This window comes from Ruegeria sp. L11 (assembly GCF_056531755.1).
Genome location: NZ_JBQFMI010000003.1, coordinates 319,529 through 342,352 on the forward strand (window position 1 = coordinate 319,529; position 22,824 = coordinate 342,352).

General features: G+C 58.1%; 26 protein-coding genes, 1 tRNA gene and 1 riboswitch. Of the genes, 13 read left to right on the top strand and 14 right to left on the bottom strand.

Features of this window, described 5'->3' with window-relative positions; genetic code table 11:
- The first annotated feature begins 13 nt into the window (after positions 1-13).
- Positions 14-1,465 (top strand): aldehyde dehydrogenase family protein, encoded by a 1,452-nt coding sequence (locus tag ACR0CE_RS09725; RefSeq protein WP_480832139.1) that lies wholly within the window; start codon positions 14-16, stop codon positions 1,463-1,465.
- Positions 1,466-1,746: 281 nt separating this feature from the next.
- Here the strand turns inward: ACR0CE_RS09725 and dxs are convergent, their stop codons facing one another.
- The 6 genes from dxs to ACR0CE_RS09755 form a co-directional block, all read right to left on the bottom strand.
- Complete coding sequence (gene dxs / locus ACR0CE_RS09730; RefSeq protein WP_480832141.1) at positions 1,747-3,675, bottom strand: 1-deoxy-D-xylulose-5-phosphate synthase; 1,929 nt, start codon at positions 3,673-3,675, stop codon at positions 1,747-1,749.
- A gap of 16 nt (positions 3,676-3,691) precedes the next feature.
- Positions 3,692-4,558 (bottom strand): polyprenyl synthetase family protein, encoded by an 867-nt coding sequence (locus tag ACR0CE_RS09735; RefSeq protein WP_480832143.1) that lies wholly within the window; start codon positions 4,556-4,558, stop codon positions 3,692-3,694.
- Positions 4,559-4,801 carry an exodeoxyribonuclease VII small subunit gene (locus ACR0CE_RS09740; RefSeq protein ID WP_267363166.1) on the bottom strand — a complete coding sequence of 81 codons (243 nt, stop codon included), beginning with the start codon at positions 4,799-4,801 and terminating at the stop codon, positions 4,559-4,561.
- Positions 4,798-5,724 carry a histone deacetylase family protein gene (locus tag ACR0CE_RS09745; RefSeq protein ID WP_480487836.1) on the bottom strand — a complete coding sequence of 309 codons (927 nt, stop codon included), beginning with the start codon at positions 5,722-5,724 and terminating at the stop codon, positions 4,798-4,800. Before ACR0CE_RS09745 ends, ACR0CE_RS09740 begins: the two co-directional genes overlap by 4 nt.
- A 69-nt stretch (positions 5,725-5,793) precedes the next feature.
- Positions 5,794-6,495 carry a response regulator gene (locus ACR0CE_RS09750; protein WP_209506983.1) on the bottom strand — a complete coding sequence of 234 codons (702 nt, stop codon included), beginning with the start codon at positions 6,493-6,495 and terminating at the stop codon, positions 5,794-5,796.
- Complete coding sequence (locus ACR0CE_RS09755) at positions 6,492-7,004, bottom strand: MarR family winged helix-turn-helix transcriptional regulator (RefSeq protein WP_209598920.1); 513 nt, start codon at positions 7,002-7,004, stop codon at positions 6,492-6,494. The genes ACR0CE_RS09750 and ACR0CE_RS09755 overlap by 4 nt, the downstream gene beginning before the upstream one ends.
- Before the next feature lie 159 nt (positions 7,005-7,163).
- On the opposite strand from ACR0CE_RS09755, the gene ACR0CE_RS09760 reads away from it, so the two are divergent.
- From ACR0CE_RS09760 to ACR0CE_RS09775, 4 genes are all read left to right on the top strand, one after another.
- The gene (locus ACR0CE_RS09760; protein ID WP_480506925.1) at positions 7,164-8,030 is read left to right on the top strand and encodes a branched-chain amino acid aminotransferase; all 867 of its coding nucleotides are present in this window, start codon (positions 7,164-7,166) and stop codon (positions 8,028-8,030) included.
- Positions 8,031-8,139: 109 nt separating this feature from the next.
- Positions 8,140-9,090 (top strand): AraC family transcriptional regulator, encoded by a 951-nt coding sequence (locus ACR0CE_RS09765; RefSeq protein ID WP_480538489.1) that lies wholly within the window; start codon positions 8,140-8,142, stop codon positions 9,088-9,090.
- A 111-nt stretch (positions 9,091-9,201) separates the two neighbouring features.
- Complete coding sequence (locus ACR0CE_RS09770; protein ID WP_050604526.1) at positions 9,202-9,567, top strand: SPW repeat domain-containing protein; 366 nt, start codon at positions 9,202-9,204, stop codon at positions 9,565-9,567.
- A 172-nt stretch (positions 9,568-9,739) separates the two neighbouring features.
- On the top strand, positions 9,740-9,946 hold the full coding sequence (locus ACR0CE_RS09775) for a hypothetical protein (protein ID WP_267363171.1): 207 nt from the start codon (positions 9,740-9,742) through the stop codon (positions 9,944-9,946).
- A gap of 34 nt (positions 9,947-9,980) precedes the next feature.
- Here the strand turns inward: ACR0CE_RS09775 and cobO are convergent, their stop codons facing one another.
- The 5 genes from cobO to ACR0CE_RS09800 all read right to left on the bottom strand — a co-directional run bounded on the left by cobO (position 9,981) and on the right by ACR0CE_RS09800 (position 13,932).
- The gene (gene cobO / locus ACR0CE_RS09780; RefSeq protein WP_480474573.1) at positions 9,981-10,580 is read right to left on the bottom strand and encodes a cob(I)yrinic acid a,c-diamide adenosyltransferase; all 600 of its coding nucleotides are present in this window, start codon (positions 10,578-10,580) and stop codon (positions 9,981-9,983) included.
- 56 nt (positions 10,581-10,636) lie between these two features.
- On the bottom strand, positions 10,637-11,572 hold the full coding sequence (locus ACR0CE_RS09785) for a DMT family transporter (protein WP_480506921.1): 936 nt from the start codon (positions 11,570-11,572) through the stop codon (positions 10,637-10,639).
- Between the two features lie 45 nt (positions 11,573-11,617).
- The gene (locus tag ACR0CE_RS09790; protein ID WP_480506920.1) at positions 11,618-12,280 is read right to left on the bottom strand and encodes an HD domain-containing protein; all 663 of its coding nucleotides are present in this window, start codon (positions 12,278-12,280) and stop codon (positions 11,618-11,620) included.
- On the bottom strand, positions 12,264-13,364 hold the full coding sequence (aroC, locus tag ACR0CE_RS09795; RefSeq protein ID WP_480482762.1) for a chorismate synthase: 1,101 nt from the start codon (positions 13,362-13,364) through the stop codon (positions 12,264-12,266). The genes ACR0CE_RS09790 and aroC overlap by 17 nt, the downstream gene beginning before the upstream one ends.
- A 127-nt stretch (positions 13,365-13,491) precedes the next feature.
- The gene (locus tag ACR0CE_RS09800) at positions 13,492-13,932 is read right to left on the bottom strand and encodes a 6,7-dimethyl-8-ribityllumazine synthase (RefSeq protein ID WP_480494934.1); all 441 of its coding nucleotides are present in this window, start codon (positions 13,930-13,932) and stop codon (positions 13,492-13,494) included.
- Positions 13,933-14,062: 130 nt separating this feature from the next.
- A riboswitch (FMN riboswitch) is annotated at positions 14,063-14,210 on the bottom strand.
- Positions 14,211-14,264: 54 nt separating this feature from the next.
- Between ACR0CE_RS09800 and ACR0CE_RS09805 the strand changes: the two genes are divergently transcribed.
- Positions 14,265-14,876, top strand: coding sequence for an FMN-binding negative transcriptional regulator (locus tag ACR0CE_RS09805; RefSeq protein ID WP_480772963.1), 612 nt, complete (start codon positions 14,265-14,267; stop codon positions 14,874-14,876).
- A 19-nt stretch (positions 14,877-14,895) separates the two neighbouring features.
- On the opposite strand, the gene ACR0CE_RS09810 is transcribed toward ACR0CE_RS09805, so the two are convergent.
- Positions 14,896-15,342, bottom strand: coding sequence for a c-type cytochrome (locus ACR0CE_RS09810; RefSeq protein ID WP_480482769.1), 447 nt, complete (start codon positions 15,340-15,342; stop codon positions 14,896-14,898).
- A 461-nt stretch (positions 15,343-15,803) separates the two neighbouring features.
- Here ACR0CE_RS09810 and petA point away from each other — a divergent pair, with 461 nt between their 5' ends.
- The 6 genes from petA (at position 15,804) to ACR0CE_RS09840 (ending at position 20,118) form a co-directional block, all read left to right on the top strand.
- A complete protein-coding gene (gene petA, locus ACR0CE_RS09815; RefSeq protein ID WP_267363183.1) occupies positions 15,804-16,388 on the top strand; it encodes a ubiquinol-cytochrome c reductase iron-sulfur subunit in 585 nt (194 codons plus the stop codon).
- Between the two features lie 15 nt (positions 16,389-16,403).
- Positions 16,404-17,735, top strand: a complete 1,332-nt coding sequence (gene petB / locus ACR0CE_RS09820; protein WP_267363184.1) for a cytochrome b — start codon at positions 16,404-16,406, stop codon at positions 17,733-17,735.
- Positions 17,736-17,752: 17 nt separating this feature from the next.
- Complete coding sequence (locus ACR0CE_RS09825; protein WP_480482771.1) at positions 17,753-18,544, top strand: cytochrome c1; 792 nt, start codon at positions 17,753-17,755, stop codon at positions 18,542-18,544.
- Positions 18,545-18,743: 199 nt separating this feature from the next.
- Positions 18,744-18,995 (top strand): PepSY domain-containing protein, encoded by a 252-nt coding sequence (locus ACR0CE_RS09830; RefSeq protein ID WP_480832147.1) that lies wholly within the window; start codon positions 18,744-18,746, stop codon positions 18,993-18,995.
- Positions 18,996-19,000: 5 nt separating this feature from the next.
- Entirely contained in the window at positions 19,001-19,576 is a 576-nt protein-coding gene (locus tag ACR0CE_RS09835) for a cytochrome b/b6 domain-containing protein (RefSeq protein ID WP_480474557.1), read from the top strand.
- Positions 19,573-20,118: a helix-turn-helix transcriptional regulator gene (locus tag ACR0CE_RS09840; RefSeq protein WP_480487822.1), complete on the top strand. Its 546-nt coding sequence runs from the start codon at positions 19,573-19,575 to the stop codon at positions 20,116-20,118. Before ACR0CE_RS09835 ends, ACR0CE_RS09840 begins: the two co-directional genes overlap by 4 nt.
- Here the strand turns inward: ACR0CE_RS09840 and mtaB are convergent.
- Positions 20,100-21,356, bottom strand: coding sequence for a tRNA (N(6)-L-threonylcarbamoyladenosine(37)-C(2))-methylthiotransferase MtaB (mtaB, locus tag ACR0CE_RS09845; RefSeq protein WP_480832149.1), 1,257 nt, complete (start codon positions 21,354-21,356; stop codon positions 20,100-20,102). The two genes, ACR0CE_RS09840 and mtaB, sit on opposite strands and share 19 nt — an antisense overlap.
- On the bottom strand, positions 21,353-22,186 hold the full coding sequence (gene dapF / locus ACR0CE_RS09850; protein WP_480832151.1) for a diaminopimelate epimerase: 834 nt from the start codon (positions 22,184-22,186) through the stop codon (positions 21,353-21,355). Before dapF ends, mtaB begins: the two co-directional genes overlap by 4 nt.
- Before the next feature lie 220 nt (positions 22,187-22,406).
- Between dapF and ACR0CE_RS09855 the strand changes: the two genes are divergently transcribed.
- Positions 22,407-22,482: transfer RNA gene (locus ACR0CE_RS09855), tRNA-Lys, on the top strand.
- Positions 22,483-22,824: the final 342 nt, after the last annotated feature.

The following is a 22,824-nucleotide window of genomic DNA, read 5'->3' on the forward strand; positions in this document are numbered from 1 at the left end:
AACGGAGGCCAAAATGACCCAACCACTCTGGTTTGATCCCACCCTGTGCCTGATTGGCGGAAACTGGATACCTGCGACATCAGGCGACTCATTGCCTTTGACCAACCCGTCAGACGGGACCGAGATATGCAGGATTGCACGCGGCTCGGGTGTGGATATTGACGCGGCGGTCGCCGCCGCCAGATCTGCGCTAAAGGGCGACTGGGGGCGCAAGACGGCCTTGGAGCGCGGCCGCATCCTGACCCGGCTGGGTCAGCTGGTGCTGGAACGGGTGGACGATCTGGCGCGGCTTGAGGCGATGGATGTGGGCAAGCCCCTGACGCAGGCCCGCGCCGATGCCATCGCGCTGGCGCGCTATTGTGAATTCTACGGCGGTGCAGCGGATAAGGTGATGGGTGAGACCATTCCCTATCTCGATGGCTACACCGTCTATACACTGCGCGAACCCCATGGGGTGACGGGCCACATCGTGCCCTGGAACTATCCGATGCAGATCATTGGGCGCTCGGTCGGGGCCGCGCTGGCCATGGGCAACGCCTGCGTTCTGAAACCGGCAGAGGAGGCCTGCCTGACCGCGCTGGCCTTTGCCCATCTCGCGCAGCAAGCGGGTCTGCCAGCAGGTGCGCTGAATGTTGTGCCCGGCCTGGGGGCCGAGGCCGGTGCCGCATTATCCGGGCATCCGGGGGTCAACCATATCTCGTTTACTGGTTCGGTGGCCACGGGTGCATTGGTGCAGCAGGCCGCAGGGCGAAACGTTGTGCCTGTGACACTGGAACTGGGCGGAAAATCCCCGCAGCTGGTTTTTGACGATGCCGATTTGGATGCCGCCCTGCCGTTTCTGGTGAATGCGGGCATTCAGAACGCAGGACAGACCTGTTCGGCCTCGTCCCGCATTCTGGTACAGCGCGGCGTCTATGATCAGGTCAAATCCCGCATGGCCGAGGCCTATGAACAGCTCAGCGTTGGACCCGCGATGCAGGATCTTCGCGTTGGACCGCTGATTTCCGAGCGGCAAAAGCAGATCGTAAACAGTTTTCTGGACAAAAGCGCCGATCTGACCATTGCGGCAGAAGGGACGATCATAGTGGAGGCGCCGGAAACCGGGGCTTATGTCCGGCCCACCTTGTTTGCGGACGTGCCACCGGATCACCCGCTCGCCCGTGATGAAATCTTCGGCCCGGTCCAGGTTCTGATCCCGTTCGACACCGAAGAACAGGCTCTAATGATAGCCAATAGCACTGACTACGGTCTTGTCGCCAGCGTCTGGACACGTGACGGTGCGCGGCAGATGCGGTTGGCAAAAGGGCTGCACGCGGGTCAGGTGTTCCTCAACAACTATGGGGCAGGTGGCGGCGTTGAACTACCTTTTGGCGGCGTGGGCAAATCCGGCCATGGCCGCGAGAAAGGCTTTGAGGCGCTTTATGGCTTTTCGCAACTCAAGACAGTGGCTGCCCATCACGGGTAACAGCGCCCCGGTCTGTCAGATCAACGTTTCTTTCGCGCATATGCGCGAAAGAACAATCTCCTTGATCTCTTTAAGGGAATGGGCAACGGACAATCCAAAGGGCGGTTGGTATCAGTGATTTGTCGTCTCAAGTCACTTTTGAAGCAAAGACCGTTCGGGTCAGGACCCGAAAATCGCAATGAAGGACCCGGGTGGCGCTTGGCATTCCCGCTCTGTTCTGGATTGCCGGCCCCCTGCTTGTAAAAGTGTCGAAACCAAAAGCGGGCGTCTCAACGCCGCTATTACGCGCGCTTTTCACCAATCGAGGTTACGCCCAGAACATCCAGCACCCTGGCTTCGATCTGCTCGGCATTCATACCCGCAACGGCATACATGTCCGCGGGGCCGGCCTGATCGATGAAGATGTCAGGCAAGACCATCGAGCGGTATTTCAAGCCCCGATCAAAAACACCCTCATCCGCCAGAAGCTGTGCCACATGGCTGCCAAACCCGCCAACAGCGCCTTCTTCGATGGTGATCAACGCCTCATGATCTGCAGCCAGATTCAGGATCAGATCGCGATCCAGCGGCTTGGCAAAGCGGGCGTCGGCGATGGTTGGGCTAATGCCTTTGGCGGTCAGAGACTCGGCTGCTTTCTGAACTTCAGCCAGCCGCGTGCCAAAAGACAAAAGTGCGACGCGCGCGCCTTTCCGGATCATGCGGCCTTTGCCGATCTCCAGTACCTCACCGCGTTCGGGCAAGTCCACTCCGACACCTTCGCCGCGCGGATAGCGGAAGGCAATCGGCCCTTCATCATGCGCGACAGCGGTTGCCACCATGTGCATCAATTCCGCCTCATCCGCGGCGGCCATGACGACCATGCCCGGCAGATTGGCCAAATAGGCAATATCGAACGACCCGGCATGGGTGGCACCGTCAGCCCCCACCAAACCTGCGCGGTCAATGGCAAACCGAACGGGCAAGCGCTGGATTGCAACGTCATGCACAACCTGGTCGTACCCCCGCTGCAGAAAGGTCGAATACATGGCGCAGAATGGCTTCATCCCCCCTGCCGCCAGCGCAGCCGAGAAGGTCACGCCGTGCTGCTCGGCAATCGCCACATCGAAACAGCGCGACGGGTACCGTTCGGCAAACAGGCCCAATCCGGTACCATCTGGCATCGCGGCAGTCACCGCAACGATCTTATCATCGCGCGCGGCCGCATCCACCAGCGCCTTGCCAAAGACAGACGTGTAAGAAGGCGCGTTTGAAGGGGCCTTTTTCTGCTCGCCCGTAACCACATCGAATTTGGCTGTCGCGTGGCCTTTGTCGCGGGCCTGTTCGGCTGGTGCGTACCCTTTGCCCTTCTTGGTCAAGACGTGGATCAGGATCGGCCCGGTTGCCCGCGCCTTGACGGTGCGCAGAACCGGCAACAGCTGATCCAGGTCATGCCCATCAATAGGCCCGAGATAAGAAAACCCGAGCTCTTCGAACAGGGTTCCGCCCACGGCCATGCCTTTCAGCATTTCCTTGGCGCGTTTGGCCCCTTCGCGGAACGGTTCTGGCAAAAGTGAAACAGCGCCCTTTGCGGCGGCTTTCAGATCGTGGAATGGCGCCTCGGCGTAGATTCGGGACAGATAGCTGGACAGGGCACCAACAGGGGGGGCGATGCTCATCTCATTGTCATTCAGAATGACGATCAGGCGTTTCTTCAGGTGACCTGCGTTATTCATCGCCTCAAAGGCCATGCCTGCGGACATCGATCCATCACCGATCACGGCAATGGCGTCGCCCAACCCTTCAGGGGTTACACCGCCCAGATCACGCGCCACGGCAAAACCCAGTGCAGCACTGATCGAGGTGCTGGAATGCGCGGCGCCAAACGGGTCATAGGGGCTTTCACTTCGTTTGGTGAAACCGCTCAGGCCATCTTTCATGCGCAGCGTGCGAATGCGGTCACGCCGTTCGGTCAGGATTTTGTGCGGATAGCACTGATGGCCCACATCCCAGATGATCTTGTCGCGCGGCGTGTCGAAAACAGCGTGCAGCGCGGTTGTCAGTTCCACAACACCCAGACCCGCGCCCAGATGCCCACCGGTCACAGAAACCGCCGAAATCGTCTCGGCCCGCAATTCCTGCGCAACCTGATGCAGCTGCGCGTCCGAGAACCGCTTGAGATCAGCGGGGCGGTTCACAAGGTCCAGCAGGGGCGTTTTGGGGCGGTCAGACATTTGGCGCGTTCCTGGCTTAGCTGTCCCGGGCAATAACGAAGCGAGCGGCTTCCTTCAAGGTTTCTGCCGTTGGGCCATACCCGTCCAGTGCGGCGCAGGCCTGATCAACAAGTTCACTGGCGCGGGTTCTGGCAGCATCCAAACCCAGAAGCGATACGAAAGTGGCCTTTCCCGCATCCGCATCTTTCTGAAGACGTTTGCCTGCCTTTGTCGCATCACCTTCAATATCAAGGATGTCGTCTGCAATCTGAAAAGCAAGACCAAGGGCCCGGGCATATTGGCGCAAGGGCTCTGGATCCGCTTTCGCCAGACGCGCACCCGCACAGGCGGACCATTCGATCAAAGCGCCCGTTTTGCCGCCCTGAAGCCGTGTTATCGCATTCAGCGTCAGAGGTTCAGAAGCGGTTTCCGCCGCGATATCAAGCGCCTGCCCCAAAACCATACCTTGCGCACCGCTTGCCCTGGCCAGTGTCAGTGCCAGATCAGCGCGAACGTCTGCATCTCCAACCTCGGGCCGGGTACACAGCTCAAAGGCCAGTGTTTGCAGCGCGTCCCCGGCAAGTACAGCCGTGCCTTCATCCCATTTCACATGCACCGTGGGGCGTCCGCGCCGCAGATCGTCGTCATCCATGCAGGGCAGATCGTCGTGAACCAGCGAATAGGCGTGCAGGGCCTCTATCGCGGTCGCGGGCCAGATCGCGCGGGACTCGTCGATTTGGTGCAGGCGCGCACTTTCCAGAACCAGAAACCCGCGCAGCCGCTTACCGCCCCGGGTGGCGTAGGCCATTGCCCGTGTCACATCCAGATCGTCCAGCGCGCCCATTATCAGGTCAAAATGATCCTGAAGGCGCGCCGCGTCCTGCGCCAGTCTTTCCTGAAACATTTACTGACCTTCGACAGGTGTGGTCCCGGTCGGTTGGCCATTCGCGTCCAGAGTGATCGCGGCCACTTTTTCCTCGGCCCGCTTCAACTCGTCCTCGCAACGCTTTTTCAAAGCGGCCCCGCGTTCATAAAGCGCAATCGACTGATCCAGCGCCACGTCGCCGCGCTCAAGCTGACCAACCACGGTCTCAAGCTCTTTCATGGCCTGCTCGAATGTCATCTGCTCAACTGGGGTATCGGTCATCGTGCTGCCTTCATCAGTTCTTCCACATGGGCGCGTGTCGCCTCGGCCAGTGCGTTCAGATCATACCCGCCCTCCAGAGTCGAGACGATACGGCCCTGACACACCTCATCGGCTATCCCGCACAGCTCTGCCGTGATCCAGGCGAAATCGCCAGTCGACCAGTTGAGATTGGCCAGAGGGTCGTCCTGATGCGCATCGAACCCGGCCGAGATGATGATCAGCTCCGGCCGGAATGCCCGCAGGCGCGGAAAGGCCTGCGTTTCATAGGCGGATCGCATCTCAGCCCCGCCGGTGCCCGGGGCCAGCGGGATATTCAGAACGTTATCGTAAGCGCCTGCCTCGTCCGGGCGGCCTGATCCGGGCCATAACGGCATTTGCTGGCTGGTGATCACAAGGGCCCGATCTTCATCCCACAGCAGGTCCTGCGTGCCGTTGCCATGATGAACGTCGAAATCGACCACAGCGACCCGCTTCAGCCCGTGGTAATCCAGCGCGTGTTTCGCAGCCAGCGCCGCGTTGCCAAACAGGCAGAACCCCATGGCTTTCTCGGCTTCGGCATGGTGCCCAGGCGGGCGAATGGCACAAAAGGCGTTCGGCGCCTCACCGCCCAAAACCAGATCAACGGCGCGCACTGCCGCACCCGCCGCGCGATAGGCCGCATCCACGGAACCCGGCGACATGAAGGTGTCCCCGTCGATCTGCGCAAACCCGTCAGTGGGGCGCGACGATCTGATGTCGCGGATATGGCTTTCGGGATGAACACGCAGCAAATCATCGTCTGCCGCCAGCGGAGCGGTCACGCGCTTCAGATCCAGCCCCTCCAGCGCGTGCAGGATATGCTCCAGCCGCGCCACCTGTTCCGGATGACCCTGGGGTGTGACATGTCCAAGGCAATCGGCATGTGTCAAAAGGGCGGTTTTCATCGGGATCCCATCTTCATCTGGCTAAAAAATATCCTCGCCGAAGGCATTAATCGCCGCGCAGCGGCCCATTCAATCGGGCGCCAGCATATAGCCCGCGCCCCGGACTGTCTGCAGATACCGGGGCTGTTTCGGGTCCTGTTCGATCTTCCGGCGCAGGCGGGTGATCTGCACGTCCACGGCACGTTCTTGCGCCTGTCCTTTATCCCGGCCCAGATCTTCCACCAGTTTTGCACGGCTGATCGGCTCGCCCGGTTGGGCCGAGAAAATTTTCATCAGCTGGCTTTCGGTTGCGGTCAGGCGGACCGGCATTTCACCCTGCCACATCTCACCGCGTTCAATGTCATACCGGATGGGACCAAGATGCAGGATCTTCGCCGCTGTTTCCTCGGCCGGGGTTTCCGGCATTCGGCGCAGGATCGCATTGATCCGCAGCAACAGCTCTTTCGGCTCGAAAGGTTTGGCGAGATAATCATCTGCCCCGGCTTCAAGCCCTGCAATCCTATGCTCGGTCTCGCCCTTGGCGGTCAACAACAGGATCGGTGTCGTATGGGTGTCACGCAGCGATCTGGTCAGGCTGACGCCATCTTCGCCCGGCATCATCACATCCATGACGATCATGTCGAAATCCAATCCCGACAGAACCCGCCGCGCATGGGCCGCATCCCGTGCCGCTGTCACCAGAAACCCGTTTCGCATCAGGAATTTCTTGAGCAGATCGCGAATGCGTTCGTCATCATCAACAATCAGCAGATGGGCATCCATTTCGCTCATGAACTCGTATCCCGCAATTTCGTATAGGCATGACGCATATCAGCATCCATCATTGCTTCAAGTACTTTGCGAAACCCGGCCACGGCCTCGGGACCGGCATCCTTGAAGGCTGCGCGCATTCTTGTTCGTTGCGCATCTGACAACGTGGCCTCCAACGTTTCGCCCTTTTCCGTCAGAAATAGGTGCCGTTCGCGTTTATCCACGGTTCCGACCCGGCTTTCCACCAGACCATCCTCGATCAATGTCCGAAGAACCCTGTTCAGAGACTGTTTTGTAACCCCGAGGATCGCCAGCAAATTGTTCACCGTGGTGCCCGGAGCACGGTTGATAAAATGGATCGCGCGGTGATGGGCGCGGCCATAGGCCATCTCGGACAGGATACGATCAGGATCCGCGGTAAAGCCGCGATAGGCAAAGAACATGGCCTCGATCCCCTGCCGCAACTGTTCATCCGTCAAAAACAACAGGCTTTCGCCCCCATATCGCGGGGCTGGGCGGATTTCGGACATATCATGCCTCATTCGTTACTCGGGTTTGACTTTATGTCAGCGTTATTGACATTCCAAGGGCGGAGCGGTATCGAATCGCAGTTTTTGCGCAACATTGTGTCCGCATCGGACCTAAGTAGCGCAACAATCGGAAATTTAACCCGGTTCAGGAGGTTTCGCATGGCGGGGTATGATGATCGTGACGGTGTCATCTGGATGGATGGTAAGCTGGTGCCCTGGCGCGATGCCAATGTGCATATTCTGACCCACGCAATGCACTATGCCTCATCCGTGTTCGAGGGCGAACGGGCTTATAACGGCAAGATTTTCAAAAGCCGCGAACATTCCGAACGTCTTATCGCCAGCGCCGAGGCGCTGGACATGCCGATGCCTTACACCGTCGATCAGATTGAAGCGGCCAAGGAAGAGACCCTGAAAGCCAGTGGCCTTCAGGATGCCTATGTCCGCGCATTGGTCTGGCGCGGGTCTGGCGAAGACATGGGCGTGGCGTCGGCCCGCAACCCGGTACGGATGGCCATCGCGGTCTGGCCCTGGGGCGCCTATTACGGCGACGCCAAGATGCAGGGCGCAAAACTGGACATCGCCGAATGGAAACGCCCCAGCCCGGAAACCATCCCGGTTCACGCCAAGGCGGCGGGCCTCTACATGATCTGCACCATTTCCAAACACAAGGCCGAAGCCAAGGGATGCTCGGACGCGCTGTTCATGGACTGGCGTGGTTACGTGGCCGAAGCAACAGGTGCCAACGTGTTCTTCGTTAAGGATGGAGAGGTTCACACCCCGCTGGCGGATTGCTTCCTGAACGGCATCACCCGTCAGACCGTCATTCAGATGCTGAAGGATAAAGGCATCACTGTGCATGAGCGGCGCATCAAGCCCGAAGAAATGGCTGATTTCGAACAGTGCTGGCTGACCGGAACCGCGGCCGAGGTCACTCCGGTCGGGCAAATCGGAGATTACACTTTCGAAGTCGGCGACCTGACCCGCGAAATCGCAGAAGATTACGAAAAACTGGTCCGCTCGTAATAACTTGCAAAACCCCGCTTCGGCGGGGTTTTTGTTGCAGATCGTGCAAATTGTCGTGCAAAGCGTTCCGTGATCTGGACGATCGGATCAGTTCCCGTATCTTCACCCCATGTTGGACCTTCTCAGCGATATTCTCACCCGTCTGTCCCTGCGTGGCACGTTCTACTTCCGCACCTCGTTCACACCACCTTTTGGTATTCAGGTGCCGGAATTCGAAAACGTCGCGCGGTTTCATTTTGTTCAACGGGGTGAGCTCAAGGTCCATGTCTCATCCACCGGGGAAACGTTGCGGCTGCGGCAGGGGGATCTGATCCTGATCCCTCATGGGGCGCCACATGCGTTGTTGTGTGCCGAGGTCAGGCCACCGGATGCGCTCCCTCTGGAGCAGGTTCTTGAGATTGCCGGCTACAAGGGCGATGGCGTCCTTGTCTATGGCGGTGCAGACGAGGACCGGGACACGCAACTGATCTGCGGTCATTTTTCTTTCACCGGCCCGGCAGGGCGAAAAGGCACCGGGCATATGCTGATCGACCGCCTGCCACCCTACATCCTGATCGAGAATTATGGTGAAGAGGCCGGATCGTGGATGGAATCGACCCTGCGCATGATCGGATCCGAAGTGTCCGGGGCCCGTATTGGCGGCGATCTGATTGCGCTCAAGCTGTCCGAAGTTCTGTTTGCGCAGGCGATCCGAACCTATCTGGAACGGCAAAGCCCGCAGGACACCGCCCTTGCGGGCTTTGCGGATACGCGCATCTCACGCGCTTTGACGGCGTTCCACCAAGCGCCAGCGCAAGACTGGAGCGTTGCAACACTGGCACGCGAATCCGGCATGTCGCGCACAGCCTTTTCTCAGTTATTTGCCCAGAAGATGGGCACGACGCCGATGCAATACCTCACCGACTGGCGCATGCAGATTGCGTGCCATGGCCTAACAGAGGCACGATGGAACGTCGCAGATGCAGCAGCCGAAGTTGGATATGCCTCTGAGGCCGCGTTCTCCCGTGTTTTCAAGAAGCAGGTCGGCTTGTCACCAGCCGCATACAGGTCCATGCACTAAAGCGCCAAGAATTCTGTACGATCTGCAGGATTTTTGAAACGATCGAGAATTCAGCGTTCGGGTCAGGCTTTCTATCTTTCTTTCATCACTGATTGAAAAGAGGAAAATCTTATGTCCCTGCGTTTCGTTACCCGCTCTGTCCACGCGTATCTGGACTACCCGGTTGCCATTGCCCTGATGACACTGCCATTCCTGCTGGGATTGGGTCAGTCCAACCCGCTGGCGCTGTGGCTTTCCGTTGTCACCGGCGTCGCCGCCTTTGTCCTGACGGTTCTGACCGACCATCATTTGGGAATTTGGCGCGTTCTACCCTATAAATTTCACCTTGCCGTGGACCTGATTGTCGGCATCACTTTTCTGTTTGCACCCAGTGTACTGGGGTTTTCAGGATTGGATGCGGCGTTCTACTGGCTGAACGGTGCGGCTGTGGTTCTCGTCATCTCGCTCAGCGCGCCCGAGCAGGAAGTCGCTGCCTGAGCGCTGTTCCTCAGCACTGGCAAATTTGTCCAAATACTACCGAAATAGCTGAGCCGCCCGTTTTGCAAATCGGCGGCTCAGAGCAGAGAAGCGTGTTGACCGGTCGGGCGAATTTACTTGAAAAAGCCGACTGAATTCATCAGATTTATCCCTGCGCGGGGTGAGGTCACAGATGACAGACACGCTTGACGAAATCATGGCCCGACATGATGCGCTGGTTGCGTGCGGGTGCAATTGTTGCGAAGGCGACTATTGCGCCTATGCCGACCGCCAGAACCGGGACACAGCAACCGCTGAAGAAGCCCGCACACAAGGCACCGCCCATCAACGCAAGTCGTTGCGATATATTTTTGAAACTGTGCGAAGCGGCAGAGGATAGCAGCGCAGCAGTTTAGGCTGCGCTGTTGCAAGGTTCAGAAATCCACCCCGCGCTGGGCTTTGATTCCCGCCTGGAACGGGTGTTTTTCTTCGGTCATCTCGGTGACCAGATCTGCATAATCACGCAGCGCCTGCGGTGCGTCACGGCCTGTCAGGAACACACTCGTCTTGTCCGAACGCGCGTTCAGCCCGTCTATCACCTGCTCGACCGAGAGATATTCATAGCGAAGCGCGATGTTGATCTCGTCCAGAACCACCAGATCGTATTCGCCACTTGCCATAAGGGCGCAAGCCTTGTCGAAGGCGGCGTTGGCGGCTGCAATGTCGCGCTCGCGGTCTTGTGTGTCCCAGGTAAACCCCTCACCCATCGTGTGCCAGGTGACCAGATCACGTTCTTCGAAGAAACGGCGCTCGCCGGTTTTCCACTTGCCCTTGATGAACTGCACCACGGCGACCTTCTGACCCCAACCAAGCGCGCGGATGACCACGCCAAAGGCCGCAGATGACTTGCCTTTGCCCTTGCCGGTATTGATCAGAACAAGGCCGCGTTCGGGGTCGACGGCCTCGGACACTTTCTTGCGGTGCTGGGCCTGCACCTTTTGCATCTTTTCCTTGTGATCCTGCGCGTCGCTCATTGGGGAACCTCTTTGATTGTCCGGCCCAACCTAGGGAAAGAATGCAAAAGGTAAAGTCACGCTTTGGGGTCCGTGACAGAACGCGCCTTGCCACGCTCCAGCCCAAGCTGGTGTTCGCGCCAGATCACAACAACATTGCCTGCGATCACCAATGCGGCCCCGATCAGGATCGCAACGGTAGGCAATTCATCAAACACGAAATAACCGATCACAATCGCAAAGAGCATTGTTGCATAGTCATAAGGTGCCAGCATCGATGCCTGTCCAAAGCGATACGAGGACGTGACCAAAATCTGCGCTACTCCGCCAATTAACCCCATGGTGATCAGTATTAGAGCCTGAGACAGAGTTGGCATTGTCCATCCCCAGATGGCCGTCAGGGCTGATAGCAGCGTCGCTGTCAGCGAGAAATAGAACACGATTGCAGCAGGGTGATCGACCTTGACCAGTTGTCGGATGTGGATCTGCACGAAAGCCCGGGCAAAGGTCGCAACCAGTACACACAGCGCCCCGATGGTCGCAGCCGTTTCCATCTGAGTGGTGCCAAGTCGGGGCCAGATCATGATCATCACGCCCAGCAACCCAAGTGCCACGGCACCGATGCGAATCATACGAATGCGCTCACCCAGCATCACTGCGGCCAAAATCAGGGTGAAAATCGGTGTGGCGTAACCGATTGCAGTGACTTCGGGCAGCGGCAGCAGGCTAAGGCCGGTGAATGTCAGCCCCATGGCGCTGGTGCCCAGAACACCGCGCCAGAAATGACCCATGGGTTTCTTGACGACAAAGCCTTGCGCCAGCTCTCGGCGCGCGATCAGCCACAGAATGATGACCGGAATAGCAAACAGGGACCGGAAGAACACCAGTTGGCCCGGCGGGAATTCGTCAGATAAGGCTTTGACCAGCGCCGACATCGACGTGAAAAGGAACAGCGCGCCAAGCTTCAGCGCCACAGCCAGCAAAGGTCGATGCGATGTTAAGGGTTTTGTCATCGGCGCGACCCTGCGCCTTTGCAGAAAAAAGATCAACGGGGTGGATCAGGTGATGGTCCACGAGTTCGGGATCGATGCGCCGATTTCCGCTGCAAAATCCTCAAGGAACTGAAACATTCGGCCCACCCTCGCCTGCGCAATCTGTTTGCCGGCATCCGTCAGCATATCGTCCGGCAGGGTCAGCAGTTTGACCTTCCAGTGATCAATCGAATACCGCAGATCGTCCAGCGGGCGCGCCTCTGCGAATGGGTCAGCCGGATCATAAAGGACACGACCCAAAGCACCCGATACAGAAAATGTGCGCGCAATCCCGATGGCCCCCAAGGCGTCAAGGCGATCCGCATCCCGTAGGATCCGGGCCTCGAGCGTTTCGGGTGGGATGTTGGCCGAGAAGCTATGGGCCGCTATCGCATGTTGCGCGGCCTGAACCTGATCGCCGGAAAAGCCCAATTTTGCCAGAATAGGCCCTGATTCAGCCGCTGACTGGCGTGAGGCAAACAGTCGGTTCGGGTCATTCTTGGGTAGGTTGACCAGATCATGAAGATAACAGGCTGCCAACAGGACGGGGATGTCCGCCTGAGCGTCTGCAATGGCCTGAGCATTGGTCCAAACACGATCCAGATGGGCCAGGTCATGGGCCGGATCAGTTTCCATACGTTGCGCGACAACGGCACGCAAACGCGCGCGCAGATCAGCCGATCCGTCCACGGTTTTCTCCGATCTGACCACGGTGCAGCAGTAGGTGGTCCAGGATGACACAGGCCATCATCGCCTCACCGACAGGGACAGCGCGGATGCCAACACAGGGGTCATGACGGCCCTTGGTGATGATCTCGGTCTCTTCACCGGATTTTGTAATGGTTTTGCGGGTGGTCAGGATCGAAGAGGTCGGTTTTACCGCAAAGCGCACGACAATGTCCTGCCCGGTCGAGATGCCGCCCAGAATCCCACCTGCGTGGTTTGAGCTGTATTGCGGACCATTCTGACCCATGAAGATTTCGTCGGCGTTGGCTTCGCCAGTCAGTTCGGCGGCAGCCATGCCTTCGCCGATCTCGACACCTTTGACAGCGTTGATCGACATCATCGCAGCCGCAAGATCAGTGTCTAACTTGGCGTATATCGGCGCCCCAAGCCCTGCGGGGACACCGCGTGCCACAACCTCGACCACGGCCCCGACCGAGTTGCCGGATTTGCGCAGGTCATCCAGATAGGTCGCCCAATCCCCGGCCGCCTGTTCATCAGGCGCCCAGAACGGGTTCTGTTCAATCTGCGCCCAGTCGAATTTGGCGCGGTCGATCTTGTGCGGACCGATCTGGGTCATGTAGCCGGTGATCTGCACATTCGGCGCAATCTGCCGGATGGCCTCGCGCGCCAGTCCACCCGCGGCCACGCGCGACGCGGTTTCCCGGGCTGAACTGCGCCCACCCCCGCGATAATCGCGGATGCCGTATTTCTGCCAGTAGGTGATATCGGCATGGCCCGGACGGAACTTGTCCATGATGTCGCCGTAGTCTTTCGAGCGCTGATCGGTGTTTTCGATCATCAGTTGCACGGGCGTGCCTGTAGTTTGGCCTTCGAACACGCCAGAAAGGATCTTGACCTGATCCGGTTCGCGCCGCTGCGTTGTGAACTTGTTTTGCCCCGGTTTGCGCTTGTCCAGCCAGTGCTGGATCATCGCCTCGTCAATCGCAACGCCCGGCGGGCAACCGTCGACAGTGGCGCCCAAGGCGGGCCCATGGCTTTCACCCCAAGTGGTGACGCGGAAAAGATGGCCAAAGCTGTTCATCGACATGGGGCGTGCTCCTTTGCGGATCGTGATTAGCGGGCAAGGCCCCCGGCCTCAAGCGGATTTGGCCGTTGACGGTTTGAACGCCGCCCGTCGGGCGGCGCATTTTTGAGTATTTTCGAAAAGATGAAGATCAGGCGGCCTGCGCGACTTTCGCACGGGTTTCCGAGATCATCAGCGCGGCCTGAGCCGCTTCGCGCCCTTTTTGTACGAAATGGTCGCGGTAGATCGCATTGTGATGATCAGTTTCCTGATATTGGTGCGGGGTCAGCGAGACCGAAAGGACAGGAACCCCTGTATCAAGCCCGGCGCGCATCAGGCCATCGACCACGGCCTGCGCAACGAAATCGTGCCTGTAGATGCCGCCATCAACGACAAAGGCAGCGCAGGCGACGGCGGCATAGCGCCCGGTCCGGGCCAGATCACGGGCCAGCAGGGGCATCTCGAACGCGCCGGGAACGTCGTAGACATCGACTTGTTCCGAGGGGACGAGTTCGAGGAAGCCGTCGAGCGCGCGGTCAACAATATCGGAATGCCAGTTGGCTTTTACAAAAGCATAGCGGGTGTGTGTCATCATGATCTCCTTTCAGTTTGGTGGCCTGCTGGCAGTCGCGAGAACCGGTTCCCACTTTTCGCTGCCAGCCCGGCATGACACGTCACCCAAGGCGATCACGAGCAGGCGCGCCGTGTTACCGGCGCGGCTTGCACGTTCTCTTTCATCCGGACTTTGACCGTCGGCTCTGGCGTCTCACCAGATCTGCTGACACCCCGAAAGCCGGGGCCGCTCGCGGGCTTACGGGCCGTGGCCCGCACACCGCCGGTGGGGAATTCCACCCCGCCCTGAGAACGAGGCGGACCTTGCCAAGAACTGTCCGACGCTGCAAGAGATTTGACAGGAGGACACTCATGCACCCTAACCCCGTTTTTCGCGCCGAGGATCGTGCGCGTCATGTTGAACTCGCCCGCGACCGGGCGTTTGGCGTTCTGGCACTCTCTGCGGAAGAGGGCCCGTTATTAAGTCATGTCCCGTTTTTGTTGTCCGAAGACGGATCAATGGCTGACCTGCATCTTGTGCGCTCGAACCCTGTCGTGCGTGCGCTGCACGAACCGCAGCGCGCAAAGATCGCGGTGCAGGGGCCGGATGCATATATTTCGCCCGATTGGTACGGTGTCGAAGATCAGGTTCCGACATGGAATTATGTCGCCGTACACCTGATCGGAAAGCTTGAGCTACGCCCGCAGGACGAGTTGCGTGACGTACTTGACCGCCAATCTGCATTCTACGAAAAGCGGCTGCTGCCCAAGGCCCCATGGGTCACGGCAAAAATGTCCTCGGACGCGCTGAACAAGATGATGCGCATGATCGTTCCGTGCCGCATGCAGGTTGAAGATATTCAGGGCACGTGGAAGCTTGGTCAAAACAAACCCGAAGGTGCGCGAAATGCTGCCGCTGATCAGGTGTCCTCTGGCTTTGGCAGTGAAATCGCCCAGCTGGCCGCCTTGATGCACAAGGCTTAACCAGCATCAGGCGCCGGGTTTACTGGGGGCTGAAGGTAGCCAGATAAGCGGCAATGTCGTCTGCACCGGTCTTGAGTTTGACGCTCATGTTCGGACGGGCAGTTTCGTCATCCAGAAATTCCTTGATGAAGCCGATCGGATCCTGCGCATAAGCAACGATGTTTTCCTCGGTCCAGACCAGACCCGCTTCGCCGGCACGGATCATGTCATCCGTGAACATGCCGATCGGCAGGCGCTCGCTGCCATAGCGATAATCGTTTTCGGACCCGGCCACGCGACCGACGACGCCATACAGATTCGGGCCGGTGATTCCACCTTTGACCAGAACTTCACCATCCTTGATGATCGCATGACACGAAGAACAACGGTTATATATCGCCTCACCTTTCGCGGGGTCGCCCGCGGCAAGGGTCTGAGAGGGCAAGGCCATTGTGCACAAGGCAGCGGCCAGAATGATCTTTGACATTGGGGTCTCCTTGCAGGAGTTCGCACGCCATTTGCGCTGTCCTTTATTCGCGCGGAAAGTGCAACAGGTGAGGCGCGTGCAATTTGTAATTTAAATCATCTATTTAGCGAGTATGTTTTTGCTGAAAACAATCCCCGTTTCGAAGTCTTGATTATGTACCTTTTGGGCGCAAATCATCGGCACCCAGGACAGGCTTCAAATACCCAACCCGGGTGGCGGAAGGCGGGGTGCGAAAGCGAATCAATGACGCATGAATCGAACTTGCCAACAAAGTCGCACGCGAGATTCACCAAAAAACACTCTCCGCAGCTGCTGGAAACGACACATGCGGCGTATTGCGCGTTTATGAACGCTGGACGAACACTATTCTCCCCGATAGTAAGCGCGGTTAAGACACCGCATTCGTGCGGTGCGCGAGCTATTTGCCCGTCCGCGGGCGCCAGACAATCGGAGATAACCTCGTGTCCCACGCAGAAGACCACGAAGGCACCCGCAGAGATTTCCTGTACTACGTCGCTGGCGGCGCAGGTGTCGTTGCAACGGGTGCAGCCGTATGGCCCCTGATCAACCAAATGAACCCATCGGCAGACGTTCAGGCGCTGTCCTCGATCCGTGTGGATGTGAGCGGTGTTGAGCCGGGTACGCAGCTGACCGTCAAATGGTTGGGAAAACCCGTCTTTGTCCGTCACCGCACCGGTGCCGAGATTCAGGAAGCTCAGAAACAGGACGCCGAAGGTGTTGATGCGCTGCCCGATCCGCTGGCCCGCAACTTTAACCTGAGCGCCGATGCCCCTGCGACCGACGCAAACCGTGTGATGCCGTCGCCGGAAGGCGAAGCGCCGGGTGCATGGGTCGTCCAGATGGGTGTTTGTACCCACCTCGGCTGTGTGCCTCTGGGTGATGCAGGCGACTTTGGTGGCTGGTTCTGCCCCTGCCACGGTTCACACTACGACCTTGCTGGTCGTATCCGCAAAGGCCCCGCGCCTGAGAACCTGCCCATTCCGCCCGCAGAGTGGGTGGACAACGGCACAATCAAACTCGGCTAAGGGAGACCCAAACTTATGTCCGGAATTCCCCACGATCATTACGAGCCGAAGACAAACGGCGAGAAATGGCTGAACAGCCGCCTGCCGATTGTTGGCCTGCTGTATGACACCCTCATGATCCCGACCCCCAAGAACCTGAACTGGTGGTGGATCTGGGGCATCGTTCTGGCGTTCTGCCTGGCGCTGCAAATTGTCACCGGTATCATTCTGGTGATGCACTATACGCCGCATGTCGACATGGCATTTGCCAGCATCGAACACATCATGCGCAACGTAAATGGCGGTTACTTCATCCGCTACCTGCACATGAATGGCGCATCGCTGTTCTTTGTTGCGGTCTACATCCACATCTTCCGCGGCTTGTTCTATGGCTCATACAAAGCCCCGCGCGAGATCACGTGGATCGTCGGCATGCTGATCTACCTGATGATGATGGGCACGGCCTTCATGGGCTATGTTCTGCCATGGGGTCAGATGTCCTTCTGGGGTGCGACTGTGATCACCGGTCTGTTTGGTGCCATTCCGTTTGTGGGTGACGCGATCCAGACCTGGCTGCTGGGCGGACCCGCGGTGGATAACGCCACGCTGAACCGCTTCTTCTCGCTGCATTACCTGCTGCCGTTCATCATCGCGGCTTTGGTCGTGGTACACATCTGGGCCTTCCACACCACGGGCAACAACAACCCCACAGGTGTTGAAGTGCGTCGCGGCTCGAAGGACGAGGCGAAGAAAGACACGCTGCCGTTCTGGCCGTATTTCGTGATCAAGGACCTGTTCGCGCTGGCCGTGATCCTGGTCGTGTTCTGGGCCGTTGTCGGTTTCATGCCGAACTATCTGGGCCACCCGGACAACTATATCGAAGCCAACCCGCTGGCGACACCCGCACATATCGTGCCTGAATGGTACTTCCTGCCGTTCTACGCGATCCTGCGTGCCTTTACCGGTGAAGTCTGGGTTGTTCAGTTCGCCAGCTTCATCACCGGTGGTATCGTTGACGCCAAGTTCTTCGGTGTTCTGGCGATGTTTGGTGCGATCCTGGCCATGGCGCTGGCGCCCTGGCTGGACACGTCGAGCGTGCGTTCGGGCAAGTACCGTCCGATGTTGAAATGGTGGTTCTACCTGCTGATCATCGACTTCTTCGCCCTGATGTGGCTGGGTGCGATGCCTGCGGAAGAACCCTATGCGACCTTCTCGCTGATCGCATCGGCCTACTGGTTCGCCTATTTCTTCGTGATCCTGCCGATCCTTGGTGTGATCGAGAAACCTCTGGCCCAGCCCGAGACCATCGAAGAAGACTTCAACGCGCATTATGGCAAGGCTGACGCCGACGCCACGCCGGCCGAGTAAGAAGAGGGACCGGAAACATGTTCAAGAAACTTGCAATCGGCGCCGCGTTTGCTCTGGCCCTGACCCCTGCTGCTTCCATTGCAGCAGGTGGTGGTGAGCAGCATATCGAAGATTTCGCCTTCTCGTTCGAAGGCCCGTTCGGCACCTGGGATCAGCATCAGCTGCAACGCGGCCTGCAGATCTATACCGAGGTCTGCGCGGCTTGCCACGGTCTGCAATACGTGCCGCTGCGCGATCTGGAAGCGCTGGGTTACTCGGAAGAAGAAGTCATCGCATACGCTGCTGGCAACTTCGAAGTCTTCGACCCCGAGCTGGACGATTTCCGCCCGGCGATCCCCACCGATCACTTCCCGGCCAATACCGGCGTCGGCGCTCCGGACCTGAGCTTGATGGCAAAGGCGCGGGCTGGCTTCCACGGGCCTTATGGTCTGGGCATCAACCAGCTGGTCAAAGGCATGGGTGGCCCGGAATACATCGCCTCGCTGCTACACGGCTACACTGGCCACGAAAAAGAAGAAGCGGGTGCAGTGCTCTACGAAAACACCGCCTTCCCCGGCGGCTGGATTTCGATGGCGCCTCCGCTGGCTGACGAGCAGGTCGAATTCGCGGACGGGCACTCGAACACGGTTGAGCATATGGCCGAGGACGTTGCCGCATTCCTGATGTGGGCGGCCGAGCCAAAGCTGACAGACCGCAAGAACGCAGGCTTTGTCGGTGTCATCTTCCTGACTGTTCTGTCGGTGCTGCTGTACCTGGTCAACAAGCGCCTCTGGGCACCGCACAAGGGCAAACTCCGCAAGGAAGATTGATCCGATCCGTCCTGCCGGATTTTACTAAATCAGCCCCCGCGCCGTTAGGTTGCGGGGGTTTTCTTTTTCCAAGCCTCCATCAGCGCGCGCTTATTTGACCGAAATAAGCGCCGGGTCAATGGATTGGCCAGCTTCACAGGCGCACATCAGCCACAACGGCTGATCAACTGCCGTTTGTCTGAAACACGGAGTCACGACAATGAAACTTCCTATTCTTTTTGCCTCAATTCTATTTGCAACGCCGGTATTGGCACTGGATCTCGCACCCGATGCCGAGCTTGGAAAGTCCGAAGCCGAAATTCGGCAAACGCTGACAGGCATGGGATTCGATGTCCGCAAAATCGAGGCGGAAGACGGCAAGATCGAAGCCTATGTCGTCAAGGATGGTAAACTGGCCGAGGTTTACGTTGATCCCGCAAGCGGTAAAGTCGTCAAGATTGAGGATCAGTAACCAGAATGTCCGAAACAGAATTGATGCATCGTGGGCGCACAGGCGCCCACGAAGTTCAGGTCTGGGATCCTTTGGTCCGGCTGGTTCACTGGGTCGTAGCATTGTGCGTTCTGATCAATGCGGCGATATCCAATCCCGAGGGCGCGTTCCACGAATATGTGGGCTATGTCGTGCTGGCTTTGGTCTTGTTGCGGTTGCTTTGGGGGTTAACGGGTCCGGCTTTTGCCAGGTTTGCAGCCTTCCCTTTCAGCCCCCGTTCGGCACTCAACCACCTGCGCGACATGGGGCGGGGTGACCAAAGCGTGCACCTTTCACACAACCCTCTGGGGGCCTTAATGGTCTATAACCTCTGGGCGACACTGCTGGCTTTGTGTGTGACAGGGTTCATGATGGGGACAGTTCGGTTCTTTGGCATCGAATGGGTCGAAGATCTGCACGAACTGGCCTTCAACTGGCTGATGCTGTCTGTTCTGCTGCATGTTGCCGGGGTTGTCATTGATCAGAGGCGAACAGGTGTCGCTTTGGCAAAAGCTATGATAACAGGGCGGAAGAATATACCTGAGGATTGGTCAACCAAATGATCAAATGGATCAGCAGCCATTGGCGGCCCGGCGATGCAGACGCTCACCGGGCTGTACTTATGTCGATAATGATCGTTGTTCAGGTACTTTGCGTGGTGTTTTACCTTGGCGACGTTGCTCTGGATTTGAAGGAAGGCGAGGGGCCTTCTCATGTAAGTCTTGAGGCTTTTGTCGCATTTGTTTTGCTTGCCGGAGTTGTTTTTTTCATGATTGAACTTCGACGCCTGCTGGCAAGGGTGGAACAGACCAAGCTTGGCCTACAGGCCGCGCAGGGTGAAATGAGCGTCGTCATCAACACGTTCTTCGACCGTTGGGGACTTACCACCGCCGAGCGTGATGTGGGTCTATTGGTTCTGAAAGGGCTGGATAACGAAAACATCGCGCGCATCCGGGGGCGGGCCGTAGGAACCGTGCGCGCGCAGACCGCCTCGATCTATGCCAAAGCCGGGGTTGACGGGCGTGCGCAGCTGATAAGCGTATTCATGGAAGAATTGCTTGTCGCAGATGGCGAGGCTGCGGACCTTCAGACAACCAAACTGTGATCATTCGCCCCAATGGCTCGGGCGGTTACGATCTGACCTTCGGGCTGAGGTGCATTGAACGAAACCTCGGTGAATTGTTCCGTCCGCCCCATATGCGGGTTCTCCATCAGGATCCGGTGGGTTTTACCGACCTGATCTGACAGGTGTTTCCTGACCTGAACGTCCCCAGCCGCACGCAGACGGGCTGCGCGATACTTGATTACATTGCCGTTCACCTGCTGCGGGATACGAGCCGCTGGAGTACCTTCGCGTTTCGAATATGGGAAAACATGCAGCCAGGTCAGATCGCAATCGGTAACCAGTTTCAGCGAGTTCTCGAAATGCGCTTCGGTCTCGGTCGGGAAACCTGCGATGATGTCGGCACCAAAGGTCATGTCGGGGCGCAGTTTCCGAGCCTCTTCGGTAAACCGAATGGCATCGTCGCGCAGGTGGCGACGTTTCATGCGCTTGAGGATCAGGTCGTCGCCATGCTGTAGCGACAGGTGCAGATGCGGCATCAGGCGTGGTTCGGTTGCGATGGCCTGCATCAGATTCTCGTCCACTTCGATCGAGTCGATCGAACTGATCCTCAGGCGAGCCAAATCCGGCACCAGCTTCAGGATGCGCATCACCAGATCGCCCAGTTTGGGCTGTGCAGGCAGATCGGCCCCCCATGAGGTCAGGTCGACGCCAGTCAGCACCACCTCATGATAGCCCCGGTCCACCAGCCGCTTGATCTGATCCACCACAACACCGGCAGGCACGCTGCGGGAATTGCCCCGGCCATAGGGAATGATGCAAAAGGTACAGCGGTGATCGCAGCCGTTCTGAACCTGCACATAAGCGCGTGAGCGTGTGCCAAACCCGTCGATCAGGTGCCCGGCCGTTTCGGTGACAGACATAATGTCATCGACCTGAACGGCCTCGGTCTCGCCGATAAAGTCGGCGGCCATGCCTTTCCAGGTTTCTGGCCGCATCTTTTCCGTGTTGCCGATCACCGCATCGACCTCGGCCATCTGCGCGAAGGTGTCGGGTTCTGTCTGGGCGGCGCACCCGGTAACAATCAGCCGGGCGTTCGGATTTTCGCGACGCAGTTTCCGGATCTCCTGTCGCGCTTTGCGCACAGCCTCAGCTGTGACGGCACAGGTGTTAATCACCACGGCATCCGTCAGTCCGGCTTGTTGCGACAGCTCTTTCATCGCCTCGGTTTCATAGGCGTTCAGGCGGCAACCCAATGTGGTGAATTTAGGCGGGTTCATCCCAGCGTCCCTAAGAACTCGGGCGACAACGTGCCCGAGAAGACGTGACAGGTTGACCCGGTCATCCAGACACCATCCTCGCGCCAGTCAACCCAAAGGGTTCCCCCATCAAGATCAATCTGCACCTTTCGCCCCGTCAGCCCACGCCGCGCCGCAGCCACCGCAGTTGCACAGGATGACGACCCTGATGCCAGGGTGATGCCCACGCCCCGTTCCCACACCCGCATGCGGATGTGATCCGGACCCACAACCTGAGCCACCTGCACATTGGTGCGCTCGGGATACAAAGGATGGTGTTCATAGCGCGCGCCGAACTCGGCCAACGGTATCGCCTCGGCGTTTTCAACAAAGAACGTGCAGTGCGGATTGCCCATACCCGTCGCTGTCGGGGCGCCCTCGATTGGCAGTTCCAGCGTGTCCATCTCTTCAGCCAACGGAATTTCGTGCCATTCCAACTGAGGAAGACCCATATTGACCGAGGTCAGCCCATCACCTGCGTCCTGCGCAACAAGCGTTCCACGTTCGGTTGTCAACGACAGTTGGGTTTTGCCCGTCTCATCCATCAACATTCGCGCGATGCATCTTGTGGCGTTGCCACACGCCGCCGAAGTTGATCCATCCGAATTGTAGAACACCAGATGCGCGTCAGCCGCACCGTTTTCGATTACGGCCAGCTGATCGAATCCCACACCAAAATGCCGATGTCCGATTCCTCGGGCCAGTGCCGGGGTAATCAGAGCATCCCGCGCACGCGCATCAACAATGACGAAGTCATTGCCCAACCCGTGCATCTTAACAAATGGCAAACTGATATCGCGTTTCTGTTGCATGGCGGCGATATAACGTCGGTCGGAACATGAATCCACCCTGTCGCGTAGAATCGTGAAAAAAGGGGTTGACCCCCCTGCGCCACCTGCCTAATTAGGCCGCCTATCGGGTCGCTGGAAACACAGGTTGTTTCAGCGAAACGAGGCGCAAATTAAGGGCTTGAACCCGGTTGGGAAATTGCCGTAAAGAGCGCCACGGATCGAGAAGATCCAATAAAAGAGTGGGCCGTTAGCTCAGTTGGTAGAGCAACTGACTTTTAATCAGTGGGTCGCAGGTTCGAATCCTGCACGGCTCACCACTTTTTTCAAAGGGTTAGCAAGAATAGGCGAGATTTTCTCGCGCCTACAGCAACCACCTAGCAACCACGCGGCATAGATTGACGTAGAAATGTGTAGAAAACCGTTTCGTTGAGTGTGTGGATTCTCTCTTTCAATGAATCCGCAAGGTATTGTTATTCTGGCGCTTTTTGACATTTGGAAGAGTTTTTGGTACACTGACACTGTACAGAGCGTCAACTGACTGTCGCGTGCAGCTTCCAAAAGAGCACACTGTCCGTCATCGAATGATTTGGAACACGAGCGTTTGATTGGCTTAGGAGGATCAGGCTCGCCGCAGTTTCAATCTACGCCGCGTTCTGATG